General features: G+C 37.5%; 3 protein-coding genes. All 3 read right to left on the bottom strand.

Features of this window, described 5'->3' with window-relative positions:
* Positions 1-3: 3 nt before the first annotated feature.
* Genes K412_RS21390 through K412_RS0112740 form a run of 3 tightly spaced genes read right to left on the bottom strand, consistent with a single transcriptional unit; the run spans position 4 to position 23086 of the window.
* On the bottom strand, positions 4-6492 hold the full coding sequence (locus tag K412_RS21390) for an HAD-IIIC family phosphatase (RefSeq protein ID WP_198527698.1): 6489 nt from the start codon (positions 6490-6492) through the stop codon (positions 4-6).
* 59 nt (positions 6493-6551) lie between these two features.
* Complete coding sequence (locus tag K412_RS0112745; RefSeq protein ID WP_024833474.1) at positions 6552-13649, bottom strand: non-ribosomal peptide synthetase; 7098 nt, start codon at positions 13647-13649, stop codon at positions 6552-6554.
* 20 nt (positions 13650-13669) lie between these two features.
* The gene (locus K412_RS0112740; RefSeq protein WP_024833473.1) at positions 13670-23086 is read right to left on the bottom strand and encodes a non-ribosomal peptide synthetase; all 9417 of its coding nucleotides are present in this window, start codon (positions 23084-23086) and stop codon (positions 13670-13672) included.
* Positions 23087-23117 lie beyond the last annotated feature (31 nt).

Raw genomic sequence — 23117 nt, 5'->3', positions numbered from 1 at the left:
TCTTTATAGGTTTGTCAGAATGTCATTGATGATTAATCCGTTATGGTCAGCATATTTCTCAAAAATCATATCATCATGGGGCCCCATCCCCTTGTAAACTTTAACTAATCCATTGGTATAATCAACCCACTCTTCACCGTTAGGGTCATGTTTTGAGTTATCTGACCTGATAAGATGCACCCTAGAACTTATACCTTTTTCATTAATGAGCTTCAGGCTGTACTCTGCGTATAAGCGGGAATGTTCAACTACCTCCTTAAGTACACGTTCAATATCCACTTCATCTTCGTTATATCCTTCATTGTCAGATAAGAACATTAGAAGTTTCTCTTTTGTAAACTCATATGTAATCAGTTCTTCAGAAGGTATTGATGTATACGCTTCTTTATTTGGTGCCGCATCCATGACAATCAAGTCGGATACCTTATGTCCTAACCTTTCCAATTCTTTTCCAACCTCATATGCAAGATTCGCACCAGCTGAATATCCGAGTAGAACATAGGGGCCTTCCGGCTGTATGCTTGTTATCGCATCTATGTACTTGTTGATTCTGTCCTCTGCTTCCAAAAACTCAAAGCTATAAAAGGAAGCTGATTTAACTTTCATAGCCAACCGATTGTAACCGATTGCATATCCTATCAATGAAGGGAATGCAAATACATTTTGCTTGGCTTTTTTATTAAGCAAAACAAAAGGCTGTTCAGAAAAAATCTCTCCTGTGTAGTACATGGATTTAGAAATATAATTTGCCAGCTCCTTAATCGTATGTAGCTTTAATATATTCATGAGTGTGAGCTGTGTATTTAACCTTTCATTTACCAAATGAATCAACTTCATGGCTTTTAAAGAATGACCGCCAAGCTCGAAGAAATCATCATTTATACCAATGTTCTCCACTTTCAGGACATCACGCCATATTTGAACCAATATTTCTTCTGTTTCATTGGTTGGTTCTTCATACTCACCTCTTCTGATATACCTTTCTATCCCATCAACGGTAGGCAGTTTAAGTAAATCCTGTGCAGTATAGTTTATTAGCGGCATCAAATGATTTTTGTGCAGCAGATTTCTTTCATTTAGTATATTCACATCCCATTTATAGGACTTTATATTTGATTTACTCACTGTTTGTTTGCCGGAAACTTCATTATATTCACTACCTTTTTGTATGTCGTCAGACGCCTGATTGGGCAGAGAATGAGTTGATTCAGGATTATTTGATTCCGTACCATTTTTATAGGTAGAATCAAAGTAGCAGTCAACTACACCATCTGGTTCCGGTAATTCTTTCACTGGTATAGAATATTTGATATATTCATCATTTTCACTTGTCTTCACAAAACCAATTGCCGCAGCAAAATCTAAAACCAGCATATTTTTGGCTGTTGGCTTATAAGACATTTCAATTGTACAAATATTATTGTTTTCACAATACTTTTTAAGCTGTTGGAAGATAGCGTTTTCTATCCTTTTACCCAATATCCTGCAACTTAATAGGAAAGTGTCAATAAACATGTTTCCTTCATTTTCAGCAGTAATCAAAACTCCCACAAGTCCATAGTCCCCAAACCTGTCACTAGCTTCTATAACACGGCAGCTGATTCCCGGCTTAGCTATAAGTTCATTGATTTCCTTTACATTACGGCGTATTACACTTAAATTAAACTGGTTTGTTCTCTGAGTTAGCTGAGAAACTCTTGATATTTGAGATAAATCCATTTTGTTTATACTAATCTTAAGTTTCAGCTCTTTTATAAACTCATCGAGTGACAGATAATTCGCTTCCGATTCCCGCCTTTTTCTCTCCTCAATATACATAGTTGTACGTTTTCTGTCTTCATCAGTTACTTTTAACTTGTCAAATGCCCATATGTGCTTAAGGAATGATGGTATTGCTTCAGGGTCCTTAGGTAATTGAATGGTCAACACTTCAGGGCAATTCATCATAACCTCTGCACACTCTGTTGGATTATCATCTACAAATATAAAACTATCAATACCCAGATTGAGGTCTTTTGCAAGTTTCTTTATTGAGCCTGATTTTGCTTCCCAGCCTATTTCCCAGCCTGCTATGTGCTCTCTTTTTAAAAGCATCTGCTCATTTTTTTCAAATACTTCCCACACATCTGCTTCATTGTTCTTACTGCATAAACACAGCAGCATACCTTCTTCTGACTTCTGAATCATGAATTTTTGGAGTTCCGCATAAGGCCCTTCTACAGATACACCTGTAGGTCCGTCTTCTCCACAAATTCCCTTCCACAACGTATTGTCACAGTCCAGAACTATAACCTTGAATAACTGTTTTCTGTAGGAGCATATCTTTCTTGCAAGTTCTGTTCCAATTGCCGCAAAGCACTTATCAGTAAATGGCATATGCCCTTCTTTGTCACTTATAGGATCAAATATCTCTTCGAAATTATAAATATCTGCCAGCTGTGTAAAATCCACAGTGTATATATCTTCTGTTTCTTCAAGGAACTGTTTCCATCTGGCATTCATATCCTCTATGTAGTTGTAGATTTTCTCCCCTAAAGCTATGTGCGTAGAGGTTGGAAATACTCCAACAAAATAAGTACCTTTTTTCTCTTTATATCTAATCAAATCTTTCAGATATTCAAAGTTATTTTCCAATTTTTGTATTTTTACTTCATCTTCCGTATTATCATGCCTTATCCAATCCTCGAATCTGATGAATAGTGCATTTATTCCCGGATTTATAGAAGTAATACTTTCAGGGTCGAGCAATTCCTGGAATACCTGGTTATAGGGAGCAAACTGGACATTTATATCTTCACCGAAATTCTTGCCCCACCATTTTATATAGCTTTCCACAAGTTCAGCAGTAAATGTTGCACTTATAACAACATTCAGCTGTTCCTTTTGTGAAGCAGCTCTTTTTTGCTCAATCATTACTTTTTCATCATTTGAAAACACATTCATATCTGAAATCTTTTTGCGCGGATTTTCCAATACTATTTGAATGAGTTCACTATAGTGTCTACCCAGTGTCTCCATGGAACTTTCCTCAAAAAGATTTGAATTATACTCCAATAAGCACTCCAAATTTCCCTCTGAATCAAAGAATATGTCCATTTTAAAATCCAGTGCTGAAGAATTTGTACTAATATCATACGGTGAAAACTTCAAACCCTGTATTTCAATATTGTTACTATGCTTTACCTGATTGTGAAAAACCAACATAGTATCAAACAATGGGTTTCTGGAATGGTCAACTTTTCCAGACATATGTTCTACAATCTTGTCAAAAGGATAGGTTTGGTTGTCATAGGCTTTTAAAATTGTACTCTTTGCATTCTTCAAAAACTCTATGAATTCTTGGTTGGTACCAAACTTCATTCTTATTGGAAGGAAGTTTATAAATACTCCTACCACATTTTCAAGATCTGCATTCTGTCTTCCTGCCACAAGTGAGCCGATTGTAATATCATTTTGTGCGCTGTACTTGTTAAGAAGTACAGTATATACAGAAAAAAGAAAAATATTTATAGTAGTATTCTGTTCTTTCACCAAATCCTGTATTTTCTTCACATTGCTTTTAGGAATGGTGAATTTAACTCTACCTCCCGAAAAGGTTAATATATCAGGTCTTTTGTGATCCAACGGCATTGCAAGTAAAGGTAAGTCTCCTTTAAATACATCTTTCCAGTATTCTTCCTGTTTTGCAATTATATCTGTTTCAAACAAGTTATTCTGCCATTCTGAAAAATCTTTGTACTGTAGCTTAAGGGCAGGTAATCTGTATCCTCTATACAACTGCATAAACTCTTTTATGATTATTGCCATTGACATACCATCAGATATTATATGATGCATGTCATAAACCATTATATATTTGTCTTCTTTTATTTTTAATAATCCTACCCTAAGCAGTGGAGCCTTATTTAATGTAAAAGGTCGTATCAATTCTTTTACTTTTTCTGATACTGTCTCTTCTTCCTGCTCGTAGTACTCTACTTCGAACTCCACATTTTTATTAACTATCTGTACTGGTTCTCCGTCTACAGTTTGGAAAGTTGTCCTCAGTGTCTCATGCCGTTCCACCAATTTTCTGAAAGCATTCTCAAATTTTTCTTTATCCAATCTTCCTTCCAATACCAAGGCTCCCGGCATGTTGTATGTCAGTCCCTTGCTGTCCAACTGGTTTAATATATACAACCTTCTCTGAGCAGGTGATAATGGATAATGTTCTTTTTCTTTGGCTTTGGCTATTGTCAGATATTGCTTCTCTTTAGCTTCTAAAATGTATTCTGTTATATCCTTAACAGTCGAGATATCAAACATATCTGTCAGTGTAATTTCAATACCTGTTTCTTTATGAATCTTTGACAAAAACAGTATTGCATTTAAAGAATGTCCTCCATAGTCAAAAAAGCTGCGTCCAATGTTGATTTCATCCACTCCAAGAACTTCGTACATAGCTTTAGCAACGATTTTCTCCATTTCAGAGTAGTTGCCGTCATCTCTTCCGCTTAATACTACATTTAACTGGTCATTTTCCGTAGTTATCTGCTTTTGCTCCGAGTAACTGATTTTTTTCTCTGATTTATCAAAATCTTTGTCCTTTACTTCCGTTTCATCAACAACATTCGGTACATCCAGCCAACATCTTGTCTTTTCAAAAGGATATGTAGGCAGGCTAATCCTATACAGCCTTTCTCCGCTGTAAAACTCACCCCAGACAATTGAAGCACCTTTTACATATAGGCTACAAATGTCACTTATTAAATCAGATGAAGTTTTTCCATCTTTAACAAATTGTCTGGTCTTTTGTAATGCCTCATCATTTATCACATCTATTTCTTCAGATGAAAACTTTTGCAGCTCATTGAAGTAAATTCCAACATGCTTAGCTTCTAAGCTTTTCTCCTTGAACAGAATTTCAAGTTTTTTTGTTAACTCATCAATATTCTTTGCCTGAATCGCCAATCTAAAATTATGATGCTCCCTCCCGGTATTGGCAGTATAGCAAACATTATCTATATTGACAGTCTTGTTTGCTTTCAAGAACTTATAATACTGACTAACCAGCTCATACAAAGAGTTTTCACTTTTGGCAGATAAGGCCAATATATTGTTCTTTTCACCTTGAAAAGCTTCTTTTACCTTTCTTTCAGGAGCTTCTTCAAGAACAACATGACAATTGGTACCGCTAATCCCAAAACAGCTAACTCCACTTCTCAGCGGAAACCCGTCTGCTTCCCATTTCACTAATTTGGGATTCACATATACTGGCGAATCTTCAAAATTAATTTGCTTATTTGGCTCTTTGAAGTGTAAAGTTGCCGGTAATTCCTTATTTTTCAATGATAGGACAAGTTTAAGCAAACCTGCCATTCCTGCAGCATGCCCCAAATGTCCTATATTTGTCTTAACTGAACCCACAGCACAAAAGTTCTTCTTATTTGTATACCTTCCAAAAGCTCTCTGCAAACCTTCTATTTCTATTGGATCACCAAGCTTTGTTCCTGAGCCGTGAGCTTCTACATATGTGATTGTTTCAGGGTTAATACCGGAATCTTTCCATGCCCTTACGATTACATCCTCCTGTGCTTCAGGATTAGGGGCAGTTATTCCCACAGTTGTTCCGTCCTGGTTTACTGAGCTTCCTTTGATTACTGCATGTATATTGTCTCCGTCTTCCAATGCTTGTGCAAGGGGCTTTAGTAAAAGAGCTACAACTCCTTCGCCTCCACCTGATCCGTCAGCACTTTCGTCAAAGGATTTTGTCCTTCCATCGGAAGATTCGGTTCCAATAACGCCATCGCCGGATTTTAACGGCGAAAAGGCCAACCTGATTCCACCTGCTATCGCCATATCACATTCTTTATTCCTTATAGCATTACATGCAATATGCAAAGCAACAAGTGATGATGAACAAGCTGTATCTACCAGTATACTTGGTCCTTTTAAATCTAACATATATGATACTCTGCTGGCCAAGATTGAAGGTATGTTTCCAGGAAATGCCATACCGCTATTTGAAGGATCAAATTTCTTAACAAGATCATAATAGGTCATGTTTCCACCAAAGCCAACATAAACACCTGTTCTGCTGCCTTTGATTTTTTCTCCGCCATAACCGGCATCCTCGATAGACTTCCATGCAGTTTCAAGGAATATCCTCTGATTAGGGTCCATAAGACTTGCTTCTTTTGGTGAAATGCCAAAGAAATTATAATCGAAGTTATCAATATGATCAAGAAAGGCCATATCTGCATATTCATAATCCCGCACATTATAGTGCTTAATAAGCTTTTCTATGTCCTTCCTTCTGCTTTCAGGAATATTTCTGACACAGTCAATTCCATTCCTTAGATTTTCCCAAAACTCATCAACATTTTCTGCCATAGGCAACTTTGCTGCCATCCCTATTATCGCAATATCCTTTGTATCATCGTTCCCATGGCAAGAAACATTAACTCTTTCATCAGCTTTATTAATATCAAAGTCTACCAGTTTTGTCAACATTTTTATTACCTCGCTTGTGCAAATAGTATTTGTATCCGTTCCATCAATAATTGCTATTTCTATATCCCTTGTTCCTTGATACATTTATCAATAAAAAGTTCCAAAAGCCTTACGTAACCATTGATTAACTGGCTGCCTTTTTCCCTGCTGATTCTGCTGCCAAACTCAATTTTTATGTTAATCTGTTCATCATACTCGTCAAATACTAAAATTAAATCAAAGTAATCTGAAGGTTCCAGTCCAGGGGCAACTAAATCTTTCCTAACAAACGCCGGTATAATTGATGTTTTTGAAATTTCCTTAACTCTATGACGTATATCATTGATATTAAGAATATCCCTTTCATCAAATTCCCCATGCTTTTTATTTACAATCTCAAAGAGGTCATTTATATTTCCAATTTCATCTTTATTAATGGCTATAGGGATAAACACATTACCGGTATTACTCATATCCAGAACCATTACTTCGTTCTGTTGTGTTATTTCAGCTAATAGATAGATATAAACCGCCATTAATATATCAATATTCCTTATCTTTCTATTCTCGGAAATAGTCTTGATAAGCTCTAGCTTGTCCTCATCCAAATTAAATTTATATGTACCGTTTATGCTTCTGTGCAAATCTCCGCTTAGGTAGTCAGGGCTTAATTCAATGGGTATAATCTTATTGCCTTTTACAGCAGCGCTTACAGTATTTTCTATTAATTCTGCAATTTTTCTGATAGTAGGCTTCGCAAAAAGATCAGTGATTTTGGTTATACCGGGGTATATTTTATCAATCTCATTGTGAACCTTTATCAAGCTTAACGAATGTCCTCCTAAATCGAAAAAGTTATCATCCAAACCAATCCTCTCTAAAGAAAGGATGTCCTGCCATATAGCTGCAATACTTTTTTCAATGGAGTTTGTAGGCGCTTCGTAGGCAACTCCCGTACTGATACTTCCATCCGGCTCAGGTAGTGCATTTCGATCCAGCTTGCCATTTGGTGTAAGCGGCAATTTCTCCAAACTAATATAGTAGGAAGGCAACATATACTCCGGCAGTTCTTTCAAAAGGTGTTCTTTTATTGTGTTCACCTGTAACTCTTCATTTGTTACCAAATATGCACATAGGTACATATTGCCGCTTCTATCCTTTTTGGTTATAACCACTGCTTCTTTAATCTTCTCATGTTTCAATAACTGTGACTCTATTTCTCCCAACTCTATTCTGAAACCGCGTATTTTTACCTGTTGGTCGATTCTGCCTAAGAATTCAATATTCCCATCAGGCAGCCATCTCGCCAAATCTCCTGTTCGATACATTATTTTGTCCGGTGCATAAGGGTTAGGAGCAAATTTCTCTTTTGTCAGCTCAGGCAGGTTCAAATATCCTCTTGCCAGTCCATCACCAGATATGCACAATTCCCCCTGCATATCTGACGGCATCAGCTTATTATATCTATCCAATATATATACCTGACAGTTACTTATAGGTTTACCGATTGGGATTCTCTCATAGTTTCCATTAACATGATAGCTTGTTGCCACAACAGTGTTTTCAGTTGGGCCATAGTTGTTGATTAAATCATAATTCCTTTTTTCATGGTACTTCAGATAATCTCCACCGGTGAGAAGCTTTCTAAGAGACTTGTTATCCAGCTTCATAAACTGCTCACATATATGGGTTGGAAGAAAGCTAACAGTTATTTCATTTTTCTCCATGTAACTATTTAGTTCTTTTACATCCATTCTTACTTCCTTTGAAATAATGTGGATTGCTGCACCTGATATAAGGTATGGGAATATTTCCCATACAGAAGCATCAAAGCCAAACCCGGCATATTTGGTACTGCGGTCCGAACTTGTGATACTAAAGCTTGTGATGTGCCAATAGCACAGGTTTACCAATGCCTTGTGCTCCACCATAACCCCTTTGGGCTTGCCTGTTGAACCTGATGTATAAATGATATATGCCAAATCTTCTGGTCGGGTATATGCGATAACCCCTGAACTATCCCCGGTATAAATTTCTTCATCATCAAGTCTAATGCATTCCATATCCTCTTCAAAGGCCGCTATCAGACTCTCGGTACCTAGCACAAGTTTACTCCTGCTATCCTTAAGCATATACCTTATCCTGTCTTCAGGATAATCAGGATCAATAGGCAGATAAGCAGCTCCGGCTTTCAATATTCCCAAAATACCTATGAACATCTCAAAAGACGGATCAGCAATCACCGCTGCAATATCTCCAACTTGAACGCCTTTCTCTCTGAGAACCCTAGCAATGCAATTTGATTTTTCATTTAGCTCCCGGTAACTCATTTCGTAATTTTCAAAGACCAGGGCAGTATTATCAGGTGCTTTCTCACATTGCTCCTCGAATAACTCGTGGATGGGCTTGCAGCTCGGAAACTTCATATAAGTATTGTTGAATTCCGTAAGTATCTGCTGCTTTTCCTTATCTGTTGCAAGCTCAATGTCATACAGCTTTACGTCCGGGTTCTCTGTAATCTGCATGAGTATGTGTACAAACCTAGAGGCCATTCTTTCCATTGTCTCTCGTTTAAACAACCCGGTACTGTATTCCATACGAAAACTTATACAACCGCTCTCTTCAGCCGCATAAAGTGTTAAGTCAAACTTTGATACTTTGTACTCAAATTCATAAGGGATAAACTTCAAACCTTCAATCTCTATGTTTCCCATATCCATATTTTGCATAGAAAACACCGTATCAAACAGAGGACTTCTGCTCAAGTCCCTTCTAAGGTTCAAACGGTCCACCAGTTCTTCAAACTGGAAATCTTGGTTTTCATATGCTTCTAGCGAGACTTCCTTAACATTCTCAAGAAATTGTCGGAATGTCAATTCCGCCTTTGGGTAATTTCTCATAGCAAGCATATTGACAAACATACCCACGATATTTTGTGTATCAGCATGTTGCCTTCCTGCAATGGAAGAACCTACTATGATATCCTCCTGACATGTATACTTTGACAAAAGTATGTTGTATGCCGCATTTAGAACCATGTATAATGTGGCTTCTGAAGACGATGCCAGTTGATTCAGCTTAGATGATAAGTCTTTGGGAGCGGTAAATAGTACAGTATCCCCTTCAAAGTTTTGAACCGAAGGTCTTGCATAATCCGTGGGCATATTCAGAACAGGTATTTCTCCTGAAAACCTGTTTAGCCAATATTCTTCCTGCTTCTTTATGGCTTCCGTTTCTAAAAGATTGTTTTGCCATGCAGCAAAATCCTTGTACTGAATCTTTAACGGCGGCATTTCCTTTTCTTCATACAAACTGACAAATTCACGAACAAGTATTCCAATGGAAGTTCCGTCAGAAATAATATGATGCATATCAAACATAAGTATGTTTGTGCTTTTGTCCAATTCTATGAGACCGACCCTAAGCAATGGAGCCTTTGTTAAATCAAAAGGCTTTATAAAGTCCTGAATCACCTCAGATACCTTATCCTTATCACAGCTGAAATACTCTACTGATATGTCAGATGTAAGACTTATTTTTTGTACAGGCTCTCCGTCAACTATTTCAAAAACTGTTCTGAAAACTTCATGCCTTTGGACTATTGATTTCAAGCATTCTTCTATACGCTTCTTATCAACCTCACCATCAATCTTCATTGCTACAGGTATGTTATAGCCTAGCCCCATAGGATTCATCTGGCTTAAAACATATATTCTCTTCTGAGCAGAGGACAAACTGTAAAATTCCTTTTCCTCCGTCTTTTCAATGGACACAAATTGATTTTTCCTGCTTTTCTCTATCAAATCCGCCAGTTCTTTGACAGTTTGGTTTTGAAAAACACTAGAAAGCGGTATTTCAACATCAAATTCCTTATGAATCATAGCAATAAGGGTCGTAGCTTTTAAAGAATGTCCCCCTAATTCAAAGAAATTGTCCATTGTTCCTACTTTATTTACCTTTAATACTGTCTTCCATATGTCAACTAATTTCTTCTCTGTTTCGCCTGTTGGTTCCATGTACCCAACACCTGTTTGGATACTGTCCATAGGATCCGGCAGTGCCTTTTTGTTAACTTTACCATTTGAGGTCATGGGGATTTCATCTATCCTGACAAAATATGAGGGTATGGCATACTCAGGCAGCTTTTGGGATAGATATGCCCTGAGGTCGGACACCGTAAGGGGTATACTGGAAACCAGATATGCGCAAAGATACTTGTCCCCACCATCATCCAACTTGTCCATGACAATTGCATCCTTTACCGCCTCATGCCTCAGCAGTGCATTTTCAACCTCTCTCAATTCAATCCTGTGACCTCTTATTTTTACCTGCTGGTCAATCCTTCCTAAATACTGCATATCTCCGTTGGGAAGAAGCTTTACCAGGTCACCTGATCGGTACAATCTCTCACCGGGCTTGTAGGGGTTTTCAACAAACTTTTCCTTTGTCAGCTCCTCCCTGTTCAAATACCCTCTGCATACACCGTCTCCACCCACACAAAGTTCTCCTGCTGCACCGAAAGGCAGCAGTCTCATGTTCTCACTCATTACATATGTTCTGAGTGTCGGTATGGGTTTTCCGATATTACTAGCATTACACTCAATTTCCTGCTGTCCGATTTCTTTATAGGTTACATGAACCGTTGTCTCAGTGATGCCATACATGTTGATAAGTTTCGTTTCACCGTACTTGTCATACCAAGCCGCCAGTTTTCCGGGTTTTAACGCTTCACCGCCGAATATGACATACCTCAGGCAAAGGTCTTTCGTATTGGACATAAGCTCTTCGTCCACCAACCTGTAAAATGCAGAAGGAGTTTGGTTTAAAACAGTCACCTTATTGAGCTTCAGCAGTTCAAGATAAGAGGCCGTATCCTGTGCAATTGATTTTGGAATAATAATCAGCTTGCCACCATAAAGCAAAGCACCGTACATTTCCCAAACTGAGAAGTCAAAACAGTAAGAATGGAACATTGTCCACACGTCTTTATGATTAAAGTCAAATGGCATCTTACTGTTCACCATAAGCCTTACTACATTTCTATGCTCAATCATGGCACCCTTTGGCTTACCCGTAGTTCCTGATGTATATATGACATAGGCAAGGCTGTCCGCCTTTGCTTTAGATTCAACACGCTCAGTACCGCATTTTCTTAGCTCTTCAAGTCCGTGTTGGAGTTTATGCTTTGTTATTTCAGAACTCTTACATGGTACAGACTTGTCAATGTGCAAAATTGTATCGTACCTGAACTGAGTCAATTCATTTTCTATAGTATGTATCTTTTTAGAAAAGTTAACGCTGCATATATCCTCAAAATCGACTCTCAGGTCTTCAAAGAATCCCTTTGACAGAAACAATTCCACTGACCATTCTGTCTTTGTCCTATAATTTTTATCACTATTATTTTTCTTAAAAGTTATTAAGGACTCAATTAAATCGGATTTTAATTCCTGATCCATAACGTCCCCTACAAAAACTGTGCCTTTTTCATTCAATAAATGAATACACTTTGCAATAACCTGCCTTAAATAATTGTGTCCGTGGAAACATTGGACAACACTGTTCAATATAATTATGTCAAAACCCTTTTCATCAATCTTATCTATATCATGGGCTGGGACACACGATAGCTTTATATTCCGGATATTCTCGTCCTTAATTCTTTTCCTGTTTCTCTCGATGATGACTTCAGATAAATCTGTTCCGTAGTAAAGTCCCACATGGGGTGCTATTTTGTACATGCTAAGTCCCGAAGCGCATCCGATTTCTAAAACTCTTACCTTTTCCCCCAGATAAGTCCTTAGCTTTTCGACTACATTTTCCGAATACTCTTCCATATCTTGTTCTGAAAGGTTTTCGCCGGTATAGCTGCTTACCCATGCGCCACCCTCAATATCATCCTTGGCATTCAAGCCTACGTATTTCCATACATCCTCTCCCATGAGTTCACTTTTTTCACTTTCTTCTTCGTTGTGAACGTCTGAGGAGTCCACGCACAAAAATGTTTGAAAACTGTTACACTCCCATTGCAGTTTGTTAAGAGTTTTTATATGTTTCTTAGAAGATACAACAATATTGATTCCGGAATCATCAATAATAGTCCTGATACGCTCTTCAGGATACCCTGGGTCAATAGGCACATATGCTCCCCCGGCCTTTAAAATCCCTAGCGTAACAGCAATCATTTCATCCGATTTATCGAGCATGACTCCAACCAGTGAATCAGCTTTCAGGTTATGATATTTGAGCAGATAATTCGCATATGTATTTGCTTTATCATCCAACTCTTTATAAGTAACTGTATTATTATTAAACTGTACTGCAATATTATCAGGGGTTCTGTCAACCTGCTCTTCAAACAACTTATGTATGGTTTTTTCTCGGCAATAGTCCGCATCTGTTTTATTAAAATCAAATAAGATCTTATTCTTTTCTTCATCAGACATGAAATCTATTTCATAAAGCTTTGTTTCAGGAGATTTTACTGCTTTTTCTAACAGGTTAAATATATGATCAAAAATCCTGGATACAGTCTCCTCTTCAAATAAAGAGTTATTATATTCTGCACTCACTCCGATACTGCTCTCCTTTATTTTAAAGGAGATGACGATTTCTGCCCCGCAAGCCTCAATATCTGTAGTATCATGAATTCCTTCTGATAATACAACTGTTCTGAAGTCAGGGAGCATACCTTCGTTTGTCTGAATACCCAAAAGCTCTGCAACCCCAACCATAGGGAAATTTTTATTAGCATCTGCCTCAAGGACTGTGGATTTGATATCGTTTAATAAATCTTTAAAAGATGCATCTGATTTAACAATGGTTCTTAGTGGCAGCAAGCTGTTAATCTCATTCTTTTCAGCAGTTTTAATTACAGGCATACCTATAATAATGTCTTCATGCCTGTTGTATGTATACAGGATACTTTTAATAGCAGTAACCAAAATAATATAGATACCCAGCTCAGACTTATTTGAAATTTGCATAATCCTATCAAACACTTCACCTGACAGCTCTTTTCGAAGGTGCGTGGTTTGGGTGGTATCATTTATATTATATTCGTTATCTGTCGGAAACCCTGTAGGCACGTATTCCCCTTGCAGTTTGTCCATCCAGTATAGCCTTTCGGTCTTGTACTTATCGCTGGACATCATTATATTCACCGTGTATTTATCCATTTGTTCTATGCTCCTTATTCCTAGAAATTAAACTGTATATCTTGTTTCAAAGTTGTTGACGTTTTAAGGATTGCATCCCCTATCTCAATTTGAGAAAGCTTAATGTTTTGGTTTTCAATCACGCTGGATAATATTTCAAGGTAGTCCTTTGACATCCTTTTCACAGTATCTTCTTTGAATAATTTATTACAATAATAAAAGTTAAAATATATGTTGCCATTCTCCTCATATGCCTCTAGTAATATGTCAAACAAGGCAGATCTCCCCTTGTAGTCAAATTCCTTGATTTCTATACCCTTATACTGTAATAAGGAGTTGTACATGTTCTGAAGAACAAAAACAGTGTCAAACAATGGGTTACGGCTTGCATCCCTCTTTACTCCCAGCTTAATTACAAGTTCTTCAAACTGGAATCCTTGATTTTCGAAGGCATTTATAGTAGTTTGCTTTACCTCTTCCAGAAATTCAGAGAAAAGTTTTTCTCCTGAAGGATAACTTCTTAATGCCAACATGTTTGAAAACATTCCAATAGTATCCTCGAAATCACTGTGAAGTCGTCCAGCTATAGGAGTTCCAACCACAATATCCTCCTGAGCAGAATATTTGGAGAGCAAAATGTAATACGCTGTAAGCAAAACCATATAAAGGGTGGAGCCTTTTTGTGAAGCTATTTTTCTGAGCTTTCTTGTGGTTATTTCATCAACACTGAATTTCTCAACACTCCCCTCAAAGCTTTGAATATCCGGTCTTGGAAAATCCGTAGGAATATTGAGTACAGGTATGCTTTCAGAGAATATATCCATCCAATATTTTTCCTGCAATTTCATAACATCCGATTTAAGGAACTGATTATGCCAAGCGGTATAATCCTTATATTGGACTTTAAGTTCCGGCAAAACAGCTCCCGAATATAGAGTAACGAAGTCCTTGATAAGGATACCTGCTGAAGTTCCATCGGAGATAATATGATGCATGTCCAAAAACAGCATGTATTTGTCATTGCCAATTAAGGCTATTGAAACCCTAAATAATGGAGCCTTAGATAAATCAAAAGGTTTAATCAATGACTTTGCCAATGAATCCAAATCTTCACCTTGAGCATCAACAAAGTCTACCTGGAAGTCTGCATCCTCCCATATCCTTTGCATGGGTTCACCATCAACGAACTCAAAGGATGTCCGTAAGGATTCATGTCGTTTGATTAACTTTTTGAACACAGCTTCAATCCTGGCTATATCAAGCTTTCCTTCTATAATTTTTACATCCTGAATGTTGTAGCCTGTACTTTGAGGTTGTAACAACTGCAGTAAAAACAGGCGTTTCTGAGCTGATGATACAGGATAGTACTCTTGCTGACTTAATCCGGGTGTTGTCACAGATATATCAGACTCGCTATTCTGTTTTTCTACAATATCCATTTCGTAGTGTTCAGGCTTTAAGCCCCCTTCAATGGCATGGATAAAGACTTGATTTTCATTTAAATTGAAATAAGTCTCTATTTTCTTAAAATCCATATCACCAATTGAGCATAGTCCGATATTCACTAACTCAGCTGACTGTGTCAAAGTGGATACCATTATACCTGAGTCAATACATCCAAAGAAATACCCCATTGAACCGTATTTGGGCATATTTGCCCTTGCATCATAAATCAGAAATACAGAGAATGCAGAAGATTTATATATTGCCTTATTACTGTAATAATGTACTTCCTCCGTCAGTTCAAAAGAGTCATTTACAATCTGGAGACTGTTATATACTGGGCTGTAGTAGTACAAACCTCTTTTTAAGCCTTCAACCCTGTTTTCTTTAACGTATACAAAAACATCCACAGAGTAAAGTCCTCCGGCACTTGGATAGTAATATCTGGTTGTACCGTCTTCCTCGTGCTGCATAAATACAGACATCATTTTAGAAAAGTCTGCAAATGGTATTTCCTTAGATTCATCAAAGGTTCTGTAGGAACGTCTGTCTTTTATATACTCTGGAAAATCTTCGTTGCCTTCAAGTATAATCTTTTCTTCTCTAGCCTTTTCAAAGCTTCTGTTTAGTTGTATCTTTTTAAAGTCATTGTATGCTGCCGGGTCATAAAGCAGTTCTTCTCCGTATGGATTATTGAAGAATTTCCCTTGTGGATACGATACCTCATGATAAGTGAGCATCCTGTCCACAAGAACTCTGTCATTAATCAAATCATTTATAAAGCTCTTCACTTTGCTTTCATCAAACTCAGAAAACTCTTTTACAAGGTCATTAAGCGTAATACCTTTCTGAGTGATAAAATAAAGTTTTGGGAACAATTCCAACGCAATGCCGCTATATGAATACATCTCTATATTTATGGCATTTTCACTTTGGCTCCAATGAGCTATAGGAGACCAGTAGTATTTCACTTCTTTTGTTGGTTCGGATTCCTGCTTTACAATGTCTGTTGTGCTTTGCTTTAAAATATATTCACTTATTTCTTCTATTGTAGGCTCCCTAAAAATCTGGATAATAGGAACTATTACATCCAGTTTTTTATTAATCCTGTTTATGAATGTCTGAGCCTTTAAAGAATCTCCTCCCAGCTCAAAAAAGTTATCTTTAATTCCAACCCTAGACACTCCCAATAAATCAACTAATATTTTTGCCAAGGCCTTTTCTGTAGAGTTTCTAGGCGCTACATAGTTGTCATCGTCCTCTGTGAACATTTCAGGCTCAGGAAGGGATTTCCTATCAACCTTTCCGTTAGATGTCAACGGAATTTTGTCCAAATGAACAAAATATGAAGGTATCATGTAATCAGGCAGTTCTTTTGCAAGGTGTTCACGTAACTCAAATGTTCCAAGAGAACTGTCTGAAGAATAGTATGCGCATAAGTATTTTTTACCGTTTACATCAGTGCGGTCTATTACAGCAGTGTTTTTTATGTCTTGATGTTTTATAAGGCAGTTCTCAATTTCATTTAATTCTATTCTATACCCTTTAATTTTTACCTGATGATCCCTCCTGCCAAGGAATTCTATATATCCTTCACAGTGAAGAACTCCAAAATCTCCTGTTCTGTATAGATTTCCAAGTTTAGGATGAACAATAAACGCTTTGTCGGTTTTTTCTTTGTCATTGCAATATCCCTTTGCAAGGCCGACACCGCCTATATATAGCTCTCCGGGTATACCCACAGGACACAATTCCTTTTCATAGTTCAGTACATAAAATGTCTGATTTGCCAGAGGCATTCCATAAGGTATGCTCTTCCACTCACTCCTTACTTCCGTAATGGGATAGTAAATAGACCATATGGAAGCTTCAGTGGCTCCTCCAAGACTAATAATCGCAGAGTTTTCAAAAAATCCTTTAATTCTCTCAGGTAGGTTTACTGGAATCCAGTCACCACTTAGAAGTACAAGCCTTAAAGACGAATTTTTAAAATCATCCTCCAGATTATCAACCAACATATCCATTATTGCCGGTACTGAATTCCAAATAGTAATATTATGCTCATTAACAGTTTTTCGTAATAAATTCACATCTCTTTGGTCTGAAACCAATACCAGAGCTGCTCCACTGGACAACGCACCGAAAATATCGTAAACAGAAAGGTCAAAACACATTGAAGACAATCCGATTATCCTATCATTTTCATTGACCTTAAATTTGCGATTTATATCAATTATGGTATTTGATACAGCATCGTGTGTAATAATTACCCCCTTGGGTTTGCCTGTGCTTCCGGAAGTATATATTACGTATGCAACATCAGAGATATCTCCAAGTATTTCTAATTCCTTACTTTCTGTCCACAGGTTTTTATCTTGATAAAGTTCAGGGTGTAATATCATCTTGCAGTTGCTGTTTGACAGTATGTAGTCCTTGCGCTCCTGTGGATACTCAGGGTCAACAGGTACATAAGCCGCACCAGCTTTCAGAATTCCCAGCATGTTCACAATAGTATCCATACATCGCTTTGCCGATAAGCCTACCAGCTCATTCCTCTGAACACCTTGACTTCTAAGATAATTTGCAACCTGATTACTCTTTGTGTTTAATTCCCCATATGTCATTATGCCTTCTTCCGAAATCAAGGCAATATTATCAGGTGTCAACGCTGCCTGATCTGCAAACATACTCTGTAGAGTGTTAGGGCAAATATCTTCCCGGGTACTATTATATTTTGCAATAGCATTCACATCGTTTTGGCATGGGATCAGTTTTTGGTCCCTGTCAGTATCAATGAGACTTTTTAAAGTTCCGGTATACTGATTGAATATGGCTTCAATTATATCTCTTTCGAATAGCTCATCTACAAACTCAAACCATATTTCAAGGTTACCGTCGATTTCGGTGACCTGATTATCTATATAGACCTGAGACGTCTGCCCCAGTCCCATTTTTATTTCACCAAGCCTATTTAAATGGTTTACGTTTCCATTAGCATCTCCGAATAACAAACTTGTAAATACAATAGGCATCGCTGCTTTTGTACCAAGGTTGTTATACTTGGATATTTCTCTGATATATTCAACTCCATCATAATGCCTGTGCTCCAAAGCCTCCATTAATACGGACTGCACATTTCTGGCGGACTCCCAGAAAGAGCTGTTGGCTTCTAACTCGATACCAAGCAGCACTACAGATGTAAAATCACCCACGATTTCATTTACATCTTTATGCACAGGATAACGATTGAATACAGTAAGATTAATAGCCAAATCCGGCTGGTTGCTCCAATATGCCAACACCCTTGCATATGCCGTACAGACCAGTGCAGAAGGAGTTATATTATTCTGCCTTGCCTTCTGTTTCAGTTTCTCCCAGTCCGCTTTTTCTATAATTGTGCTAAATCTCTTAAAATGGGGTGTAAAGCCCTGTTCCATTTTCTTCAGCGGAAGTGCAGGAGCTTGTGGGAAGCAATCCAGCTTGTCTAACCAATATTTTTTATCCGAATTGTAAAGGTCTGTTTGCTTAAAATCTTTGTAAGCCAGCATATAGTCTCTGAATGTAAACTCCAATTCCGGAATGTCCTTATCAGGGTTAATATAGAAGTCAATCAGGTCTTTACCAATGATTTGCATGCTTGCTCCGTCAGCTATCAGTAAGTCACGTCCAAAAAATAAATAGTGAGTGTCTTGGGAAAGCTTAAAAGCTTTTAACTCAAACAAAGGCCATTCTTCTGTGTTGAATATGAAGTGGGACATTCTCTGTCTTTCTTCCTCAATGTATTTCATCTGGCTTTGTGTATCAAGTCCGCTTACATCCATTGTTTTTATTTCATAATATGGCACATCTTCAAGAATCTGCTGCTGCCCATTTTTATAAACAACTGCCCTCATCATTGGATGTCTTCTAATCACCTTATTAAGGCTGTTTTCCAATAATTTCATATCCAGCTTTGTTTCTATTTCCATGTATGAGTGTGTAGAAACCCCACCCATTTCAAATAAGTTGTCTCTTCCCATCAAATATGCCATCTGTACATCAGTAAGCGGGAACGGAATGCTGATTTCTTCCGGCTTAGGCATAGCTTTAGGATATACTGAGTCAGATTGGTCAACTAACAGCTCACTTGCTACAGCACCGGTTGTATCTATTTCAGCACAGTGACTTGCAATATCCCTAAGGTACTTAATAAAGCTGTTTGCAAACTTTTCAATTGTTTCACTCTTGTATTCATGCTTGTTATAATTGACCATCAACTGCAGCTCGCCTTCTGTTATAATGCAGTTAATATCAAGTATATAACGTCTCTCAGAATCAGGAGAAACCATATCTCCAGCAGGTAAATTCGATATAGAGAATTCACTTGCACTCAAATCCTTGTCAAGCTGTCCAAAGAAGTTGAAGCAAATGTCGGGACGTATATCAAAATCAAATTCACTTTTGTACTCCTCCGGTGTCATATACTTCAATATACCGTAACCCACGCCTTTATTTGGAATGGCCTTCAAAGTATCCCTAATTGACATAAGGCTGTCATAAACAGAACCGCTTTCAGTAACATTCAAAGCAACAGGGAAAATTGATGTAAACCATCCTACAGTTCTGGATATTTCAACTGAACCGTCAACTTTTTCTCTTCCATGACCTTCAACATTAACCAAAGTATTGGTTTTTCCAGTCCATTCCCGAAGAGCAAGCCCAAGGGCAGTAAGCAGTACCTCATTATATTCAAGCTTGTAAGCTCTATAGGAAGACTTGAAAAGCTCATCAGTATCTTTTTCAGGCAAAGATACTGTTATCATGCTGCTATCAATATTTTTATTACTTTTTGCTGTTCCATCTGTAGGCAGCAACTCTTTGCTATAATTCCCCAAATGTCTCCAATAATCTATTTCATCAAGTAACTCTTTGCTTTTTGAATACTCCTCCAGAACAGATGCCCATTGCTGGAATGATTCTGTTTTATTAGACAATTTAATTTCTTTATTTTCGCATACCTGTTTATAGCCGGAAACAAAATCGTCAAGTATTATTCTCCAAGATACACCATCTACTACCAAGTGGTGTATTGCAATTAACAAATAATCGCCTTCAACGGTTTTAAATAACCCCAGTTTTACCAGCGGGCCTTTGCTGATATCCATACTGCTCTGAAGTATATTGCCCTCTTCCTGCATACTTTGCTTATAATCAGCCTTATCAGTCAAATCAATTGTCTCTAAAGTAAACAAATCCCCCTCTGTACTTCGGATTAACTGTGTCCATTTTCCGTCTTTCTGATTGAAAACAGTGCGGAGTACATCATGGTGTTCAAGGATTTTGTTAAATACTTTCTTAATCACAGCCCCATCAAGTCCTGTTTTTTTATAAAGCAAAATGGATTGATTAAAATGATTTATGTTTTGGGATTCTCCTGAGAAAAACCATCTCTGAATAGGAGTAAGTATGACCTCCCCCTCTACAGTCCCTTGATCAATCTGCTTTGTAAATGCGCCAACATGTTCGCTGAGTTCCCTTATTGTTGGATATTGAAACAAATCTTTAATCTCCAGCTTAAGATCATAATTATTTAAAATAGGCATCATCTTCATAGCCTTAATAGAGTCTCCTCCTAAAGCTAAGAAACTGTCGTTTATACCTATCTTCTCAATTCCCAGAACTTCTGCCCATGCCTTTGCCAGCTTTTCTTCAACATCATTTCTGGGAGCCTCATATTTTTCTCCCGTGGATATATTCCCTGCAGGTTGTGGCAGAGATTTCTTGTCAATTTTGCCGTTGGAATTCATAGGCAGCTTATCTAACTGTATGAAGTATGCAGGTATCATGTACTGAGGCAACATACCTGTGAGGTAATTTCTTATTTCTGCTACGGTCAAATCCCCATCTGCAACGAAATAAGCGCAGATAGACTTTTCCGAATCCTTATCTTCGTTTACTACCGCAACGGCTTCTTTTATTTTTGGATAACTTAAAAGCTGAACTTCTATTTCACTAAGTTCAATTCTATGCCCTCTGATTTTTACCTGATGATCTATCCTTCCAAGATACTCAATTTCACCGTTGGGTAATTGTCTTCCAAGATCTCCGGATTTGTATATCCTTTCTCCCTTTTTATAAGGATTATCAACAAATTTCTGTTCTGTTAAATCCGGTCTGTTGAGGTACCCTTTACCTACCCCATCACCTCCCACACATATCTCACCGGGCGCGCCGATTGGTAATAGCTTGCAATTGCTATCCATGATATAAGTAGTGGTTGTAGGAATGGGCTTTCCTACATTGCTAATATTGGATTCCATTTCTTCTGTGGTTATTTCTTTATATGTAACGTGAACGGTGGTTTCAGTTATCCCGTACATGTTGATAAACTTGACATGGGGAAACTTCTCTCTCCAAGGCTTCAATTTAACAGGTTTTAAGGCTTCACCCCCAAAAATGACATATCTTATACTCAAGTCCCTTTCGTTTTGCTCCTCCTCTATATCCGAGAGGTTATAAAAAGCCGTAGGTGTTTGGTTTAAAACAGTTACTCTTTCCCGTTTTAAAAGGCTTAAAAACTCCTTTGTATCCTGTGCAACATGTTTCGGTACAATAACAAGCTTACCGCCATACAATAAAGCTCCATACATTTCCCAAACTGAGAAATCGAAGCAAAATGAATGAAACATTGTCCAAATATCATTTTGGCTGAAATCAAACTGAAACTTGTCATTGGATAAAAGTCTAATAACATTTCTATGCTCAATCATTGAACCTTTGGGTTTTCCGGTTGTACCGGAAGTATAAATTATATATGCCAAATCATCCGGTGAATTTACTGATTCAATGTTAGAAATGTCACCTTGGTATATGCCCTCATCACTTAAATCAAGTATCTCTCCCTTAAAGTCTAAGTCGTATACAAGTTCATTCCGTGTCAGCATAACCTTTGTTTCAGAATCTTCCAAAGTATACCTGATTCTCTCTTGAGGATATGTGGGATCAATAGGCAGGTATGCACCCCCTGCCTTCAATACCCCCAATGCCCCGATTATCATTTCAGGGGAACGTTCCAGAACTATAGCAACAATACTGTTGCGTAATATCCCCTTCTCCTGCAGAAGCCTTGCCACTTGATTTGATTTCTGATTCAGTTCTTTATATGTTATATTTCTGTCACCAAAGGAAATAGCAATGTTGTCAGGCGTCTTTTCAACCTGCTCCTCAAACATCCTGTGTATTGTCATATCCTTTTGATAATTTGCATCAGTATCATTAAACTCAAAAAGAATCTTATTAATTTCCTCAGGTGATAAAATATCTGTATCTGATATTTTTATGTTTATGTCTTCCGAAATCAACTTAAGTAAATTCTTCATATGAGCTATCATATTTTGCATAGTTGAACTTCGGTAAAGCTTAGTATTGTACTCCAAATGCCCCTTGATTACTCCATCAGCTTCTATAAATGAAAAAATCAGTGAAGGCATGACACTATCTAAATAGGATCTGTCATGAATATTAAGTAATATAACGGCAGAATCAAACAATCTCCTTGCATTTTCCTTTGAATCGTTCCATAAATATTCTAAAGGGTAATTGGCATTTTCATAGGCTTTATTCACTGATTCCCTGACCAATAGAAGCATATCTTTAAAGGAGGTACCCTCGTCTATGGAATCCCTGATTAAGAGTATATTATTAACATAATCTGCTTCTTCTTGCTGTTTATACACCGATGTACCAATAGCGGTATCCTTTGAGCCCGTATACTTATAATGGAGACACTTAACTGCTGCCATAAGTATTAGGAAAAGTCTCTTATGTGAGTTATTACTGATACTAAGCAGTTTGGATGAAATTTTACCGTCAAACTCAAATTCGCATATGCCATACTCTGGTTCGTCCGTATCCTGTTCCCTAAAATCATATGGAAAACTTCCGTTTACAAAATCACCGGATAATCTGTCTTCCCAAAACTTTTTTTCTACAGAAAAACTATCGCTGGAAGCCAATACCTTACGTAATACACTCATTTCAAATCCTCCTTGTTAATTACATGTCCTA

The sequence above is a fragment of the Ruminiclostridium josui JCM 17888 genome (genome assembly GCF_000526495.1).
Classification (GTDB): Bacteria; Bacillota; Clostridia; order Acetivibrionales; family DSM-1351; genus Ruminiclostridium; species Ruminiclostridium josui.
The sequence above is the reverse complement of the archived record's forward strand: the minus strand, read 5'-3'. Positions and strand labels throughout refer to the sequence as shown.